At 71.7% G+C, this 15,411-nt stretch carries 14 protein-coding genes; 4 read left to right on the top strand and 10 right to left on the bottom strand.

Features of this window, described 5'->3' with window-relative positions; genetic code table 11:
* The first annotated feature begins 115 nt into the window (after positions 1–115).
* Positions 116–2,104 carry a hypothetical protein gene (locus A6035_RS10480; RefSeq protein ID WP_235026543.1) on the top strand — a complete coding sequence of 663 codons (1,989 nt, stop codon included), beginning with the start codon at positions 116–118 and terminating at the stop codon, positions 2,102–2,104.
* Between the two features lie 343 nt (positions 2,105–2,447).
* On the opposite strand, the gene A6035_RS10475 is transcribed toward A6035_RS10480, so the two are convergent.
* The 5 genes from A6035_RS10475 to A6035_RS10455 form a co-directional block, all read right to left on the bottom strand.
* Positions 2,448–3,338, bottom strand: a complete 891-nt coding sequence (locus A6035_RS10475; RefSeq protein ID WP_108847733.1) for an ABC transporter ATP-binding protein — start codon at positions 3,336–3,338, stop codon at positions 2,448–2,450.
* Complete coding sequence (locus A6035_RS10470; RefSeq protein WP_108849225.1) at positions 3,335–4,300, bottom strand: FecCD family ABC transporter permease; 966 nt, start codon at positions 4,298–4,300, stop codon at positions 3,335–3,337. Before A6035_RS10470 ends, A6035_RS10475 begins: the two co-directional genes overlap by 4 nt.
* 86 nt (positions 4,301–4,386) lie before the next feature.
* Positions 4,387–5,388 carry a FecCD family ABC transporter permease gene (locus tag A6035_RS10465; protein ID WP_162534029.1) on the bottom strand — a complete coding sequence of 334 codons (1,002 nt, stop codon included), beginning with the start codon at positions 5,386–5,388 and terminating at the stop codon, positions 4,387–4,389.
* A gap of 62 nt (positions 5,389–5,450) precedes the next feature.
* Complete coding sequence (locus A6035_RS10460) at positions 5,451–6,479, bottom strand: iron-siderophore ABC transporter substrate-binding protein (protein ID WP_108847731.1); 1,029 nt, start codon at positions 6,477–6,479, stop codon at positions 5,451–5,453.
* A 129-nt stretch (positions 6,480–6,608) separates the two neighbouring features.
* Complete coding sequence (locus A6035_RS10455; RefSeq protein ID WP_108849224.1) at positions 6,609–7,361, bottom strand: AraC family transcriptional regulator; 753 nt, start codon at positions 7,359–7,361, stop codon at positions 6,609–6,611.
* A gap of 118 nt (positions 7,362–7,479) precedes the next feature.
* Between A6035_RS10455 and A6035_RS10450 the strand changes: the two genes are divergently transcribed.
* The 3 genes from A6035_RS10450 to A6035_RS10440 all read left to right on the top strand — a co-directional run bounded on the left by A6035_RS10450 (position 7,480) and on the right by A6035_RS10440 (position 11,308).
* Positions 7,480–8,511, top strand: coding sequence for an arsenic resistance protein (locus A6035_RS10450; RefSeq protein ID WP_108847730.1), 1,032 nt, complete (start codon positions 7,480–7,482; stop codon positions 8,509–8,511).
* Positions 8,512–8,616: 105 nt separating this feature from the next.
* Positions 8,617–10,107: an MDR family MFS transporter gene (locus tag A6035_RS10445; RefSeq protein ID WP_108847729.1), complete on the top strand. Its 1,491-nt coding sequence runs from the start codon at positions 8,617–8,619 to the stop codon at positions 10,105–10,107.
* 70 nt (positions 10,108–10,177) lie between these two features.
* Positions 10,178–11,308 carry a sterol desaturase family protein gene (locus A6035_RS10440; protein WP_108847728.1) on the top strand — a complete coding sequence of 377 codons (1,131 nt, stop codon included), beginning with the start codon at positions 10,178–10,180 and terminating at the stop codon, positions 11,306–11,308.
* A 57-nt stretch (positions 11,309–11,365) separates the two neighbouring features.
* Here A6035_RS10440 and A6035_RS10435 read toward each other — a convergent pair whose 3' ends face one another.
* From A6035_RS10435 to phnD, 5 genes are read right to left on the bottom strand one after another with little or no spacing between them, the layout of a single operon-like run.
* Positions 11,366–11,980, bottom strand: coding sequence for a TetR/AcrR family transcriptional regulator (locus A6035_RS10435; RefSeq protein ID WP_200836363.1), 615 nt, complete (start codon positions 11,978–11,980; stop codon positions 11,366–11,368).
* Positions 11,977–12,780 carry a tyrosine-protein phosphatase gene (locus A6035_RS10430; protein WP_108847726.1) on the bottom strand — a complete coding sequence of 268 codons (804 nt, stop codon included), beginning with the start codon at positions 12,778–12,780 and terminating at the stop codon, positions 11,977–11,979. The genes A6035_RS10435 and A6035_RS10430 overlap by 4 nt, the downstream gene beginning before the upstream one ends.
* Positions 12,780–13,643 (bottom strand): phosphonate ABC transporter, permease protein PhnE, encoded by an 864-nt coding sequence (gene phnE, locus A6035_RS10425; RefSeq protein ID WP_108847725.1) that lies wholly within the window; start codon positions 13,641–13,643, stop codon positions 12,780–12,782. The genes A6035_RS10430 and phnE overlap by 1 nt, the downstream gene beginning before the upstream one ends.
* Complete coding sequence (locus A6035_RS10420) at positions 13,640–14,470, bottom strand: phosphonate ABC transporter ATP-binding protein (RefSeq protein ID WP_108847724.1); 831 nt, start codon at positions 14,468–14,470, stop codon at positions 13,640–13,642. The genes phnE and A6035_RS10420 overlap by 4 nt, the downstream gene beginning before the upstream one ends.
* Complete coding sequence (gene phnD, locus A6035_RS10415) at positions 14,467–15,384, bottom strand: phosphate/phosphite/phosphonate ABC transporter substrate-binding protein (protein ID WP_108847723.1); 918 nt, start codon at positions 15,382–15,384, stop codon at positions 14,467–14,469. The genes A6035_RS10420 and phnD overlap by 4 nt, the downstream gene beginning before the upstream one ends.
* Between the last annotated feature and the right edge of the window lie 27 nt (positions 15,385–15,411).

Genomic DNA, 15,411 nt, shown 5'->3' with positions numbered 1-15,411 from the left:
TACGGTACCGGCGAGAGGCGCGGCCAGACGTAGAGCCAAACAAGGCCGACGCGGCTGGACATGGCCGACCCAGGCCGGATTCGGCTGGCCGCAGTAAGAGACGGAGAGTGGACCTGTGGGTAACGACGAGCCCGGTACGACGCGTGTGCTGGACAAGCGGGTGGCCTCGCTCGTCGAGGCGAGCCGCGCCCTCGCAGAGGCCGGTGACGTCGCCAAGTCCTCCCGGCTGCGGCGCGTCCTGGACGGCGTCCGCCTGGTGCTGCTGCAGGACGGAGGCGCCGCGGCCGTGCAGTCGATGGCGCAGGACCTCGAGGCCGCCGGGATCTTCGCCGGCACCGACTGGGACTCGCCCGCGTCGCTGATCCCCGCGCTCAGCGCGGGCACGCTGCGCAGCGGCGACGTGGACAAGGTCGTCACCGAGATCGTCAGCGACCTCCGGCTCGTCGCGGTGGCGCAGGGGGTGTACGAACACCCGGACGTCACCGCCGAGCAGGCGCGGCAGCACCTCACCGAGGTCCTGGCCAACAACGCCTCCCTGCTGTTCACCGTGGCCACCGAGGCCGAACGCAGCCAGCAGGGCCGCATGGCGACCGTCACCCGCGCGGCGCTGACCCATATCGCCGGCGAGATCGGCCTCGACGGCGTCCTGGACCAATTGGTGGAGGAGATCTGGCGCATCCTGCGGCAGCGCCCCATCCAGGTGGACCAGCTCAAGCAGACGATCACCCAGATCGCGGTGGCGCGCCAGGACCCGGACGTCGACACCAGCGGCGGCGGGCTGGGCATCGACCGGCTGATCAGCAGCATCTACGGCACCACCGAGGCCAGCCGAGAGGACCCCGGGGTGGACGTGTACCTCTCGCGCCTCGAGACGATGGACGAGGGCGCCCTGCAGTACGAGGCCACGGGCTTCGCGCGGTCCATGCACGACACCGGGCTCGTCTCCCCGTACCACCCGGTGCTCATCCGGTTCCTGCGGGAGAAGGGCAGCTTTCTGCTCAGCGAGGCGCTCGGGCTGTCCAGCACCGGGCGCGAGAGCCTGCTGTGCTTCCACGCCCTGGTCGACGCCCTCATCGACGAGGCCGTGCACCCCGAGACCGCGCAGTCCGTATACGGGCTCGCGCTCCTGCTCGAGCGTGGGATCCTCTTTCAGCCGCCCGTCGCGCCCGCACTGTGGCGCCTGCTGGCCCTGCCGCTGTCCGACTACGCGACCGAGCGTCTCCGCCTTGCCTACGGCCCCGCCCGCGCCGGGCGGATCTGGCTGCTGGCCGGAACCCTGTCCATGCTCGGCCAGCCCCTCGGGGTGGGTCAGGGCGACAACCCCACATGCCAGTCCGCGCGGGCACTGTCGATGTGGGCGTACAACGACCCCGACTACCTGCTGCAGATCATCGCCTGGGCGGCCCGGGACGACGAGATCGTCATGCACTTCGAGGGCCGCCCGATCTCCTCCCGCGAACTCGACGCCGGCCTCGCGACGACGCTGCCCGTGGACCTGGATCCCGTGTCGCTGCTCGTCGTGCCGCACCTGGACCGCATCTACGCCGAGATGGGCCGGCTGTGCGCGGACCGCGAGGGCGACCCGCACCGCTGGGTGAACCCGGAGTTCCACGGCTGGTGGTCGGCCCGGGGGTTCCGGATCAACGTGGACGTGGAGACCGGCAGGCTCACCGGGCTCGAGGATTTCCTGCGCCACTTCTACGGCAGTTACCACCCGTTCCACAACGGCAACCAGCCGCTGATCCACCCGCAGCCCGCCGGCGTCGCCGTGACCGACAGCTCCGCGCGGTTCGTCGGCTGGCACGCCATCACGATCCTGCGGGTCGCGCTCGACCCGGACGAGGTCATGCGCGTGTACTTCTTCAACCCCAACAACGACAGCGGTCAGGACTGGGGCAACGGGGTGGTGGTGAGCACCGCCGGGAGCGGGGAGCGGTTCGGCGAGTCGTCGCTGCCGTTCGAGGAGTTCGTCTCGCGGCTGTACATCTTCCACTTCGACACCCTCGAGCCCGGCGAGACCGGCTCGGTCACGGCCGAGGAGATCGCCCGGGTCACCGAACTGATCCACGGCAGCTGGGGCGCCGACCGGCTACCGGAGCTCTGACGGGGCGGACGGGGCTCTGACGGGGCGGACGGAGCTCTGACGGGGCGGACGGAGCTCTGACGGGGCGGATTTCGGTGTAGCTACCGCGATGCAACAGCGGTTTTCTCGCAGTGGTGCCACCAAAGTTCGAGGGGCTCGGCCGGGAGCGGGCATTCCGGCATCACACCACCGCCCGGATACGCTGTCGCTCTGACCTGCGCTGCGGGAATGGTCCATCGTCCCAGCATGAGTCCGGTCGAAACGTGCATAGAGGCAGCGCACGGCAGAGGGGCAGCGTAACCGGCGGCACTCGCGCTGGCTGTCTGCCGAGCCCGCCGACCCGGATGAGACTCGCGCCCGTGGTTCAGGCCTCCCGCGCCGGCACCGCGTCGGCCCGCGCCGGCACCGCGTCGGCCCGCGCCGTCATCGAGTCGACGCCCGCCGCCAGCACGCCGTCCCGGATCCCGTGCCGCCCCAGCGGCAGCATGAGCGGCCGCCCGGAGGTGGGGTCCGCGATCACCACGGCGTCCAGGCCGAACACCGCGCGGACCATCTCCGGCGTGAGCACGTCGTCTGGGGCTCCGCAGCAGTGGACGTCGCCGTCGGCGATCGCCACGAGGTGGTCGGCGTAGCGGGCGGCCAGGTTGAGGTCGTGCAGCACCATGACGATGGTCGTGCCGCGGTCCCGGTTGAGGTCCACGAGCAGGTCCAGCACCTCCACCTGGTGCGCGACGTCGAGGAACGTGGTGGGCTCGTCGAGCAGCAGCAGGTCCGTGCTCTGCGCCAGCGCCATGGCGATCCATACGCGCTGCCGCTGACCGCCGGACAGCTCGTCCACGGCCCGGTCCGCCAACTCGAGGCTGCCGGTCGCCTCGAGGGCGGCTGCCACGGCTTCGTCGTCGTCCCTCGACCACCGCGACATGATCCCCTGGTGCGGGTTCCGGCCGCGCCCCACCAGGTCGGACACGGTGATGCCCTCCGGCGCGACGGGGGACTGGGGCAGCAACCCCAGCGTGCGGGCGAGCTTCTTGGCCGGCATGCGGTGGACCTCCGCGCCGTCGAGGAGCACCTGCCCGCCGCGCGGCTTGAGCAGCCGCGACATCGAGCGCAGTAGCGTGGACTTACCGCACGCGTTGGCGCCGACGATCGCGGTGATGCGCCCGGGCGGCACGACCAGGTCCAGGTCGCGGATGACCGCGCGGTCGCCGTAGGACAGGCTCAGCCCGGTGGCCTCGAGGGTGTGGTCGGCGGTCACAGCGAGCCTCCGGTGCGGTTGGTGCGGGCGATGAGGTAGATGAGGTACGGCGCGCCGAGGGCGCCGGTGATGACGCCCACGGGGTAGCGCGAGCCGAACGCGAACTGGCCGACCAGGTCCGCGGCCAGCACCAGCACGGCGCCCACGAGCGCGGCCGGGACGAGCGGCGAGCCGTGCGGGCCGACGAGGCGGGCGGCGATGGGCCCGGCGAGGAACGCGACGAAGGCGATCGGCCCGGCCGCCGAGGTGGCGAACGCGATGAGGGCCACGGCGGCGATGATGAGCGCGATGCGCGTGCGCTCGGTGCGCACGCCCAGCGCGGAGGCGGTGTCGTCGCCCAGCCGGAGCAGGCCCAGGTCGCGCGCGAGAAGCAGCAGAACCGGGCCGAACACGACGGTCGCCACGAGCACGGGCCGGACCTGCTCCCACGACGCGCCGTTGAGGCTGCCGGTGAGCCAGCGCATGGCCTCCTGCAGCTCCCACTGCGGGGCGGTCTTGAGGACGTAGTCGGTCACCGCGTTGAGGGTGGCGGCGATCCCGATTCCGATGAGCACGAGCCGAGTCCCCGCCACGCCGCCGCGGTATGCCAGGGCGTAGATGATCAGCGCGACGGCGATGCCGGCGACGATCGCGAAGGCCGACACCTGCGCGCCGCCCAGTCCCAGCACGACGATCGCGAACGCGGCCGCCGCGCTCGCGCCGGAGCTGATGCCGATGATGTCCGGGGAGGCCAGCGGGTTGCGCAGCATGGTCTGGAACGTCACGCCGCCGAGGCCGAAGCAGACCCCGGTGAGCACGGCCAGGACCGCGCGCGGCAGCCGGAGCCGGCCCACGGTGAAGGTGGCGCCGTCGACGTCGTGGCCGAGGATCACGCCCCACACCTCGGCGGGGGAGTAGAAGGTCTTGCCCACCATGAGCGTCGCGGCGAACAGCGCCACGGCGACCAGCGCGAGCAGGGCCATCACCAGCCGGCGGCGCCGGCCACGCGCGCGGCGACCGTCCGCCACCACCTCGACGGCGGACGGGCGGGCGGCGGAGAGGGCGGCGCTCACAGCTCACGCACCTTCTGCCGACGCACGATCGCGATGAGGAACGGCGCGCCCACGAGGGCGGTGATGATGCCGACGTCGATCTCGGCGGGCCGGGCCACGATGCGGCCGAGCACGTCGGAGGCGGTCACGAGCACGGCGCCGGTGAGCGCGGAGAACGGCAGCAGCCAGCGGTGATCCACGCCCACGAGCAGGCGGCAGGCGTGGGGGACGATGAGGCCGACGAAGGCGATGGGCCCGGCCACGGCGGTCGCCGCGCCGCACAGCAGGACCGCGCCGAGCGAGGAGATCGCGCGGATGGCCACGACGTGCTCGCCGAGCCCGGCGGCGAGGTCGTCGCCCAGCGCGAGGGAGTTGAGGGGCCGCGCGGTGAGGAAGCAGATCAGCGCGCCCACGAGGAGGAACGGCGCCACCTGCTCGATCGCCTCGGCGCCCGCGCCGCCCACGCCGCCGACCTGCCAGGACCGCACGCCGCCGGCGATGTCGCCGCGCGGCAGCACGACGGCGCTGATGAACGACGACGCCGCCGCGGAGGTCGCCGTGCCGGCCAGCGCGAGCTTGAGGGGGGTCGCCCCGCCGCGGCCGAGCGAGCCCACCACGTAGACGAACACTGCGGTGATCGCCGCGCCGACGATCGCGGCCCAGATGTAGCCGGTGTATGTCCACAGGCCGAACCACGCGATTCCCACCACCACGGCCAGCGACGCGCCCATGGTCACGCCGAGGATCCCCGGGTCGGCGAGCGGGTTGCGGGTCACGCCTTGCATCACCGCGCCGGCCACGCCGAGCGCCGCGCCGACGAGGACGGCGAGGACGGTGCGCCACACGCGCTTGGTCACCGCGGCCTCGCCGAGGCCGTCGGTGGAACCGCCCAGCGCGGCGACGATCTCGTCGAGGGTGACCGCGCGGGAGCCGATGGACACCGAGGCGATGACGACGACGACGAGGACCGCGATCGTCACCAGGAGCCAGGCCACACGAACGCGCGCCGGGCGCCGCACAGCCTGGACAGCAGACTGGGCGACGCCCGACGCGGGGGATGCTGCCGTGGCCGGGTCGGCGGTCACTTGCCGGCGGCCTCCGCCAGCTGCGCGACGTAGTCGTCGAGCACCCACGAGATGGCCAGCGGCGTGGGGTTCGCGGCGGTGCCCATGGGGCCGTTGCCGTCGAGGAACACGATCGCGTCGTTCTTCACCGCCGGCATCTGCGACAGCAGCGGGTCGGCGCGCAGGGTGTCGACGAGCTCCTGGTCGCCGTAGGTGACGATGAGCTCGACGTCGTCGAACATGTCGAGCTGCTCGGCGGACACGCTGCCGGAGAACTTGCCGCCGGCCGACGCCTCGGCGACCGCCTTCGGGGTGGTCAGGCCCAGGTCCTCGAAGAACGCGGCTCGGGTGTCGGCGGCGGTGTAGAAGTTCACCGTCGACAGGTCGGTCGGGTCGATGTGCGTCATGAACATCGTCGCGGTGCCCTCGAGCTCCGGGTACTCGGCGGTCGCCTCGTCGATCTCGCCCTCGATCCGGGAGATGAGCTCGGTGCCCTCGGCCTCGAGGCCCAGGCCCTTGGCGTTGAAGGTGATGACGTCGCGCCACGAGGTGGCCCACGCCTCCTCGGGGTACGCGACGACCGGGGCGATCTCGCTGAGGGTGTCGTAGTCCTCCTGCGTGAGGCCCGAGTAGGCGGCGAGGATGACGTCCGGGTCGGTGTCGGCCACGGCCTCGAAGTCGATGCCGTCGGTCTCGTCGAAGAGCACCGGGGTCTCGCCCCCGAGCTCGGTGAGCTTCTCCTCGACCCACGGCAGCATGCCGTCGCCGTCGTCGTCACCGAAGTTCGCCGCGGCCATGCCGACGGGGACGACGCCCAGCGCGAGTGGCACCTCGTGGTTCGCCCACGCGACGGTGGCGACCCGCTCGGGAGCCTCCTCGATGGTCGTGGTGCCGAGCGCGTGCTCGACGACGACCGGGTACTCCGCCGAACCACTGGCAGCGCTCGCGTCGGCCGCGGACGAGTCGTCGGACGACGACCCGCACGCGGTCAACACCAGGGCGGCGGTGGAGGCGATGACAAAGGACACAACTCCGCGAGAACGCATCGGGGCGGCTCTCTCACTCTCGTAAGGTCGGCAGGACTGCTCTCTCCGGCCGCCCGCGATATGGGTCGGCTTTAGGTGAGGCTCGCCTAAGACGGTACGACGGCGCCGGTCAGCGGCGCAATCGCTTGATCAGGACGCCGGATGTAGCGCTTCGGACACGCCGAGCTCGCGGAACCGCTCCGGCGTCAGTCCGGTGGTCCGGCGGAACGCCGCGCCGAACGCGCTGGCGGAGCTGTACCCGACTCGCGCGGCCACCTCGTCCACGGACATCCCGCGGCCGAGGAGCAGGGCGGCCTGTTGCGCGCGGAAGGCCGCCTGCCAGGCGCCGAAGCTGAGCCCGGTGCCCGCGCGGAAGGCCCGGGTGATGGTCCGCTCGCTCACGCCCAGCCTCGCCGCCCACTCCGTCAGCGAGCGCGGGTCGCCCGGGTCCGCCTCGAGCGCGGCGACGATCGGCCGGAGCAGCTCCGAGTTTGGACGCTGAACGAGCAGGGCGTGCGGGGACGGCTCGAGCAGGTCGAACACCATCTGCTCGGTGAGTTCGCGCGAGTGTGCCTGCAGGGTCTGGTCGACCAGTCGCTCGAGGAGCAGGGTGAGCAGCGGGGTCATCTCCACCGCGACGGGCCCGTCCGGCAGCGGCGACTCGGTGCGCGGGTCGACGTGGGCCGTGCGGTACCACGTGCCCGCCGGTGCGGTCGCCGAGTGCAGGACCCCGGCGGGGATCCACAGCCCGACCGACGGGGTGATGGTCCACGTCCGGGCGCCGATGGTCGCGGTCGAGGCGCCGGCCCGGTTCCACAGCAGCTCGTGCGTGGGATGCGAATGCGGCGCCCACACCGTGTCCCGGTGCACGAGCTCGTCCATGCCGGTGATGACATACGGCATCACGGCCGAACCCGCCTCGTACACCGGCAGCGTCCGCGTCTCCACGGGCTACAGGGTAGACCTGTTCTCCGACGGGACCAGTAGGGCCGACGGCACACCGGCCGGCGAGGGGAGGGGCATGCGCGCGAGCGCGGAGTGGATGGAGCGCCACCAGGTGGCGCTGTATCTCGGAGGTCTCGTGGCCGGTGGGATCGTCGGGTTGGCCGCCCCGTCCGTGGCCGACCCGGCGGAGGTCGCGATCCAGCCGGTCCTGGCGCTGCTGCTGTACGCCACGTTCCTCGCGATCCCGTTCGCCGAGGTCGGCCGGGCCCTGCGCGACCGCCGATTCCTCGCGACCATCGGCGTGGTCAACTTCGTCGTGCTCCCGCCGATCGTCTGGCTGCTCTCGCGCGTCGTGGCCCACGACCGCGTTCTGCTCGTGGGCGTGCTGTTCGTCCTGCTCACCCCGTGCATCGACTACGTCCTCGTCTTCTCCGGCCTCGCGGGGGCCGACACGCGGCGGCTGCTGGCGGCCACGCCGCTGCTCATGCTCGCGCAGATGATCCTGCTGCCGCTGTACCTGTGGGCGTTCCTCGGGGCCGGGTTCGTCGACGCAGTGGAGCCCGGCCCGTTCGTCGAGGCGTTCCTCCTGCTCATCGTGTTGCCGCTGGCCGCCGCGGCGCTCACCCAGCGCGCGGCCCCCGGTCGTGCCGCCGGGCCCGCGGGCCCCGCCGGCCCCGTTGGCCGCGCCGCGGGCCCTCTCGCCCGGGCCGCCGGCGCGGTCGAGCGGGGAGCGGTCGCTGCGATGGTCCCGCTCATGATCGCCACCCTCGCCTTGGTGGTGGCGTCCCAGATCGCCGCGGTCAGCGAGTGGCTCGGCGCGCTGGCGCTGGTCGTGCCTGTGTACGCGGTGTTCGTGGCCGTCATGGTGCCCGTGGGCGTGCTCGCCGGGCGGCTGGCGGGACTCGATGTGCCCGGCAGGCGGGCGATCGCGTTCAGCGGGGCGACCCGCAACTCGTTGGTGGTCCTCCCGCTCGTGCTGGCGCTGCCGGCGGAGTTCGAGATGGCGCCCCTCGTCGTCGTCACCCAGACTCTCGTCGAGCTCGTCGCCATGGTCGTCCTCGTCCGCCTGGTCCCGCGCCTCGTGCCCGAGGTAATCCCCATCACGTGAGGCGCGCGCCGGACGGCTGTTCAAGTAGAGTGCGAAGGTTCCCGTGCGCGGCCCACCGGCGCCGGATTCTTGTCTCTCCCATTTTCGAACACCTCGAGGACGACCGTGACGTCTGAAGTCTCCGCCAACCCCAACGCCGCCGCGCAGGCCCCTGCGCAGGGTTCGCCCCCGCTGCCCGCCGCGACCGTGCGCCTTATCGCCCTGCTCGTCGGCGCCGCGTTCGTGGTGATCCTCAACGAGACCATCATGTCCGTGGCGCTGCCCGAGCTCATGGTCGAGTTCGCGGTCACCGCCGCGACGGCGCAGTGGCTCACCACCGCCTTCATGCTCACGATGGCCGTGGTCATCCCGTTCACCGGCTGGTTGCTCGTCCGGCTGCCGCTGCGGTCGGTGTTCGTGGTCGCGATGAGCACGTTCACGGCCGGGACGCTGTTCGCCTCGCTGGCGGTGGTGTTCCCCATGCTGGTCGCGGGCCGGGTCGTGCAGGCTATCGGTACCGCGATCATGATCCCGCTGCTCATGACGACCGTCCTCAACGTGGTGCCGGCCGACCGGCGCGGCCGCACGATGGGTGTCATCTCCATCGTGATCGCCGTCGCGCCCGCCATCGGCCCCACGGTGGGCGGCCTCGTGCTCGAGGTCCTGAGCTGGCGGTGGATGTTCTGGTCGGTCCTGCCCATCGGGATCGTGGCGCTCGTGGCCGGGGCGGTCCTCATCCGCAACGTGACCGAGCCGCGCTCGATCCCGCTCGACGTCCTCTCCGGCGTGCTCTCCGCCGTCGGCTTCGCCGGCATCATCTTCGGCCTCAGCTCGATCGGCGAGGCCGCCAGCGGCAACGCCCTCATCTCGCCGTGGATCCCCGTCGTGATCGGCGCGGTCGCGCTGGCCGTGTTCGTGTGGCGTCAGCTCGCGCTCAAGGACTACGCGCTGCTCGACGTGCGGGCCTTCACCTTCCCGACCTTCACCGTGAGCCTCGTGCTCATGCTCATCTCCATGATGTCGCTGTTCGGCACCCTCATCCTGCTGCCGCTGTACATGCAGCAGGTGCTGGGCACCAGCACCCTGAACTCCGGGCTCGCCCTCCTGCCGGGCGGCCTGATCATGGGCGTGCTCGGCTGGTTTGTCGGCCGCGCGTTCGACCGGATCGGCCCGCGCCCCCTCATCATTCCCGGCTCGATCCTGGCCTCCGCCGGATTGTGGGGAATGTTCACGACCTTCTCCGACGGCAGTTCGCTGGTCCTCGTCGTGGCGTGGCACATCGTTCTCAGCGTGGGTCTGGCGTTCCTGTTCTCGCCGCTCATGACCTCCGCGCTCGGGTCCCTCCCGCCGCACCTGTATTCGCACGGTTCCGCGCTGCTCAACACGCTGCAGCAGGTCGCGGCAGCCGCCGGCACCGCGCTGTTCATCACCGTGATGACCATCGGAATCGTCTCCGGGGCCGAGACCGGGCTGGGCGGCGTCGCCGCGCAGATGACCGGTGTGCACAACGCGCTGCTGCTCGGTGCGGTCATCTCGCTGGTGCCCATCGTGGGCGTGTTCTTCGTCCGCAACAGCGCACAGACCGAGGGTCCGGCCACCGCTCCCGCCGCGCACTGATCCGGCGGCGCCCCGCCAAGCGCGAACGCGCGGGGGCGCGCCCAGGGGGCGGGCGTCATATCCTCGGAGCATGAAGGTCGATCTGACAGTACTGGCGATCCCGGCGTTCGTGGCGTCGATGGCGGCCGAATACGCGTGGCAGAAGCGCAACCCGGCCCCCGACCGGCGGGCCGGCGACTACGAGTTCGCCGACACCATGGCCAGCCTGTCGATGGGCGTCGGGAGTCTGATCGCCCCGTACATCACGGACCGGCTCCTTGCGCCGCTCACCCCGCGGACCGGCCGCTACGCCAAGGCGCTGATGGGCTTCTCTCTGGCGTCGGCCGCCGTGGCCACCGCCGGGGACGTGCTCCGGCGACATCGCGGGTCGGGCCTGCCGGAGGCGGGGACCTTGTCGTCGTCATCGGCGTCGGCACCCACCGACGGTGAGGGCGGGGGACGCCTTGAGCGCGACGCGGCGATCCCGCCCGCGCTGCGCCGGATCACCGGCGGGTCGGCCGTGTCCGCCGTCGCGTCGACCGTCGTCATGGTCTCCACGTTGTGGAGCGCGCAGACCGCCAGCTCGGTCCTGTTCCGCCGGTCCCCGCTGGACCTGGGCTCGGGGCCGCTCGCTTACGCGGTGGGCATCCTCGGGTGGGACTTCCTCTACTACTGGAACCACCGGCTCGACCACGAGAGCCGCTGGCTGTGGGCCATGCACGTCGTCCACCACTCCAGCGAGCGGTACAACCTCTCGACCGCGCTGCGCCAGCCGGTGGCCGAGGCGCTGACCATCTACGTCCCGTACGGGCTGCTGTCGCTGCTGGGCGTGCGGTCGGCGATCGTGCAGGACGCCCGCGCGGTGAACCTCATCTATCAGTTCTGGGTCCACACCGAGGCCATCCGGTCCATCGGGCCGCTGGAGAAGGTGCTCAACTCGCCCTCGCATCACCGCGTGCACCACGGCAGCAACCGGCGCTACCTCGACCGCAACCACGGCAGCATCCTCATCATCTGGGATCGGCTGTTCGGTACCTACGAGCCCGAGGGCGAGGACGTGGTCTACGGCCTGACCACCAACATCAACACCTTCAACCCGGTGCGGATCGCCACGCACGAGTGGGTCGCGATCGCCCGCGACATCTTCCGCTCGGAGACGTGGAGCGACCGCGTGGGATACCTCGTGCGCGGTCCGGGCTGGGCCGGGGCGCGGCAGGGGTAGGGGACGGCCGGGGGCAGGCCCTGCGCCCCGGATGGGGCGGCCGCGCTGCCCGGCCGCTCAGGCCGCCATGCCCCGCCACACGGTCTCGAACGCCTGGCGGCACCGGTGGCGCGCGTCGGGGTCGTCCATGCCGGAGCCCCGGACGACGGCCTGGTAATAGAAGACCCCCAAGAGCGCGTCGAGGCAGGCGTCGAGATCGAGGTCGGGACGCAGTTCGCCCCGCTCGACGCCCGCCTCCAGCGCCGCGAGCGTGCTCTCGCGGCGCCGACGCGCGTGGGATTCCCAGTAGGCGCGCTGCAGGTCCGGATCCGCCATCACCAACTCGAGGCGTTTGCGGAACCGGCCCAGCGGGTAGTCGACGCCGCGGGCCTCCACCTGCCGGTCGAAGAGCATGGACGTCATAGTGGTCCGGAGGTCGGCGGTGGGGTCGAACTCGGGAACGACGCGGCCGTGGTCGAGCGCGTCGGCGATCAGTCCGGTGAGCGAGGGCCATCGTCGGTACAGGGCCGCGCGGGAGACCCCGCTGCCGGCCACCACCGCGTTGACGGTGACCGGTTCGCCGCGATCGATCAGCCGCAGGGTGGCCTCGATGATCCTCTCGTCGTGGCCCTCCGCCCGCGGCCGGCCCGGACCGGCCCGCCGGACGCCGGCCTCGGCGACGCGGGGGCTCACGCCGACAGTGCTCGCCGACGCAGGCGCTCGCACAGACCGTCCGTCAGGCCGGCGCCGCGCAGCGGCTGGAGCGGATCCGGGTAGGCCGTGTGCAGATGCTCGAGCAGTCCGCGAATCGGAGCCTCGGAGTAGACGGTGCGCGTAGCGGCCCGGGCCGCGGGGTCCAGCCTCACGCCCATTCGCGCCATCACGGGTTCGATCACCGGGCGGACCCGCGCGGAGACCCGATCGATGTTCTCACCTGTCCGGGCGTAGTCGCGCACGATGTGCTCCGTCTCCGCGCCGAGGCACAGCAGCAGGGCCGCGGCGAGGACGCCCGTGCGGTCCTGCCCGGCCGCGCAGTGGAACACCGTTGCGCCGGGGGAGTGGGCGATGACGGCCAGGGCCGTAACGATCTGCGGCGCGGCGTTCTCGAACAGCCCGATGTACATGTCGGCGAACCGCGACTGATCCCACGCGTCCTCGCGGATCGCCGCGTCCTTCATGGCCGTGCCGATGGAGGCCATGAACGGGACGTGGTGGTAGGCCACGGGGAGCGAGCCCAGGACGCCGCGGCCGGTGACCTCGACCTCGGCGACGGAGCGCAGGTCGACGACCGCTGAGAGGCCGTTGCCGACCAGACGCCGAGCCGACGCGTCGTCGGCGAGGGACAGGTCGTCGGCGCGCCAGGCGAAGCCGGGTCGGGTGATGCCCCCGAGGATCGGGATCCCGGCCAGATCGCGCAGGTTGACGGGCGGGGACAGGGGCAGCGCGGGGACCGAGGTGGCGCCCGCTGCGGGGACCGAGGTAGTGGTGGTCATTACTGGATCCTCTTCCGGATGATGGCGCTGGCCTGGTCGATGACCGTGACCAGCACGATGATGCACAGGACCATGGCGCTGAGATGGCCGTACTCGTAGCGGTTCATCGCGGTGGTGAGTTCGAGTCCGATCCCGCCCGCGCCGACGAGCCCGAGGATGGTCGCCCCACGGACGTTGCCCTCGAACATGAGCAGCGTGTAGCTGGTGAGCAGCGGCAGGGCCTGCGGCAGGACGGCGTACTGGATGATCTGGCGCCGGGACGCCCCGACCGCCTCCATCGCGATGACGGGACCGCGGTCCACGGACTCCATGGCCTCGGCGAAGATCTTGCCGATGGAGCCGATCGACCCGAGCGTCATCGCGAGGATGCCCGCGAACGGCCCGAGCCCCACGGCGGACACGAACATCAACGCCAGGACCAGGTCAGGGATCGACCTGATGATGTTCATGGCCCAGCGACAGGGGTAGTACATCCACTTCGGGGCGATGTTCCCGGCGGCACCGAACGCGACGATGAGCGAGAGGCCCGCTCCGAGGACCGTGCCGACGATCGCCATCTGCAGGGTCTCGACCAGCAGCGAGATGATGAGCGGGAACTGCGAGAAGTCGGGCGGGAAGAGGCGGCTGAGGTACTCGCCCATGTTGGCGGTGCCCTCGCCCAGCTCGAGGAAGTTGAACTGGGCGCCGTCGGCGGACCAGAGGAAGAGGACGATCGCCACGCCGACGCCGGCCAGGAACCGCGAGCGCGGGATACGGAACGCGCGGAGCTGTCGATCGATCTCGTCGGCCGAGCGCGTGGGTGACGGTGAGGACGGTGACGACGACGAGAGGGCGGTGGCCCGGGAAGTCTGGCGGGTGCTCACCTGTCGTCACCGACCTCGGCATCGGTCGCGTACACCGGGGCGAGCGCCTCGGCGTCGAGATCCGAGGTGGCGCCCTCCACCACGATCCGTCCACCCCGCAGGCCCACGACCCGGTCGGAGTGCTCCAGGGCCAGCGGCACGACGTGGAGGCTCACGAGGACGGGGATGTTCTCGTCGCGGGCGATGGACTGCAACAGGTCGAGGACGACGTGGCTGGTGCGCGGGTCCAGTGAGGCGACCGGCTCGTCGGCGAGGACGCAGCGCGGCCGCTGCATCAGGGCCCGCGCGATCGCGACCCGCTGCTGCTGACCGCCGGAGAGGCTGCGCGCCTCGTCCAGCGCTTTGTCCGCGATCCCGACACGCTCGAGGAGTTCGTAGGCACGCCGGCGGTCCGCGGCCCGGAAGGTGCCGAGCATGTTGAGGGCTCCGGCGTGGTGCAGCGACCCCAGGAGCACGTTGGTCAGGACCGACAGCCGACCGATGAGGTTGAACTGCTGGAACACCTGCCCGACCTGGGAGCGGAGGTGCCGCAACTGCCGGCCGGTGAGGGCGGAGACGTCGGCGCCGTCCACGGTGACGACGCCGGAGGTGATGGGCGCGAAGCCCGTCAGGGACTTCATGAGTGTCGACTTGCCCGATCCCGACGAGCCGAGCAGGGCGACGGTCTGCCCGGCGTACAGGTCCAGGTCGACCCCGTCGAGCACGAGCGGGGCGTCGGCGGCGTAGCGGACGCTGAGGTCCTGGATGTGGACCCGCGGGTCGCCCGTGGGCACGGGCCGGGCTGGTCGGGCGGGGGCGGGGATCGTGGCCGCGGCGTGGCCGGTCATTCGAGATCCGAGATGTCGACGCCGGCGACGGCCGCGATGTCCACGAGCGTCTGGAAGGTCTCCGGGCCCGGCTCCATCATCGGCTCGCCGTCCTCGGGGATCGCCTCGCCGTAGGTGCCGAGCGCGTCCTTGTTCCCCGGGGCGAACACCACCGGCAGCGCCTCGAGGAGAGCGGCGCGCTTGGACTCGTCCATCTTCTGGTTGCCGAGGACGGCGATCGACACGGGCATCGACGGGCTCTCGCCGATCACTCGCGTCTCGCCCTCCTCGAACGGGAAGTAGGGGCTGCCCTGTCCGGCCATCTCGGTGAACATCGCGGCGGTGCACGACACGTCGGCCTGTCCGTTCTTCAGCGCCAGCTGGCTGCGGTCGTGGCCGCCGGAGAACAGCACCTCGTAGTCCTCGTCACGGGTGAGGCCGGCCCGGTCCAGCATGTACACCGGCATGAAGTAGCCGGAGCTGGAGGCGGGGTCGGCGAAGGCGACGGTGTGATCCGGGGTGATGTCCTCGAGCGACTGGAGCGGCGAATCCGCCAGGACGACGCAGCGCGCAACCGGATCGTCGGAGCCGGTCCACGCGACGAGCGGGTCGACCTCGCCGGTGTTGACGGCCATGGCCGTGGGGAACGCGCTCATGATCCCGAGGTCCTCGTGCCCCGCGCGGATCGCCTCGATGACCGCCGAGTAGTTGGGCACATCGGTGATCTCGACCTTGTAGCCGGTCTCCTGCTCGAGCAGCGCGGCCAGCTCGACCACGGGGGTCTCGGCCGTGGGGTCGTCGCTCACGGGCAGGGTGGCGAAGCGGATAACCCGGTCGTCTTCCGCGGCACCGTCGGCGGTGCCGGTCGCACAACCGGTGAGGAGGAGGGCGCCGGCGAGGGCGGCGCCGATGGCGGGGCGGACACGTGACGTCATGGTGGGTGACCTTCGGTCGATTCGGGC

Source organism: Dietzia lutea (assembly GCF_003096075.1).
Taxonomy (GTDB): Bacteria; Actinomycetota; Actinomycetes; order Mycobacteriales; family Mycobacteriaceae; genus Dietzia; species Dietzia lutea.
The sequence above is the reverse complement of the archived record's forward strand: the minus strand, read 5'-3'. Positions and strand labels throughout refer to the sequence as shown.

Bases quoted from the DNA above. Each gene is read 5' to 3' on its own strand.
- A6035_RS10470 (WP_108849225.1), bottom strand. From the start codon at position 4,300: ATGGCCCTGCTCGCGCTGGTCGCCGTGGCGCTGTTCGCCGCGACGCTC.
- A6035_RS10460 (WP_108847731.1), bottom strand. From the start codon at position 6,479: ATGCGTTCTCGCGGAGTTGTGTCCTTTGTCATCGCCTCCACCGCCGCC.
- A6035_RS10455 (WP_108849224.1), bottom strand. From the start codon at position 7,361: ATGCCGTATGTCATCACCGGCATGGACGAGCTCGTGCACCGGGACACG.
- A6035_RS10450 (WP_108847730.1), top strand. From the start codon at position 7,480: ATGCGCGCGAGCGCGGAGTGGATGGAGCGCCACCAGGTGGCGCTGTAT.
- A6035_RS10440 (WP_108847728.1), top strand. From the start codon at position 10,178: ATGAAGGTCGATCTGACAGTACTGGCGATCCCGGCGTTCGTGGCGTCG.
- A6035_RS10430 (WP_108847726.1), bottom strand. From the start codon at position 12,780: ATGACCACCACTACCTCGGTCCCCGCAGCGGGCGCCACCTCGGTCCCC.
- A6035_RS10420 (WP_108847724.1), bottom strand. From the start codon at position 14,470: ATGACCGGCCACGCCGCGGCCACGATCCCCGCCCCCGCCCGACCAGCC.
- phnD (WP_108847723.1), bottom strand. From the start codon at position 15,384: ATGACGTCACGTGTCCGCCCCGCCATCGGCGCCGCCCTCGCCGGCGCC.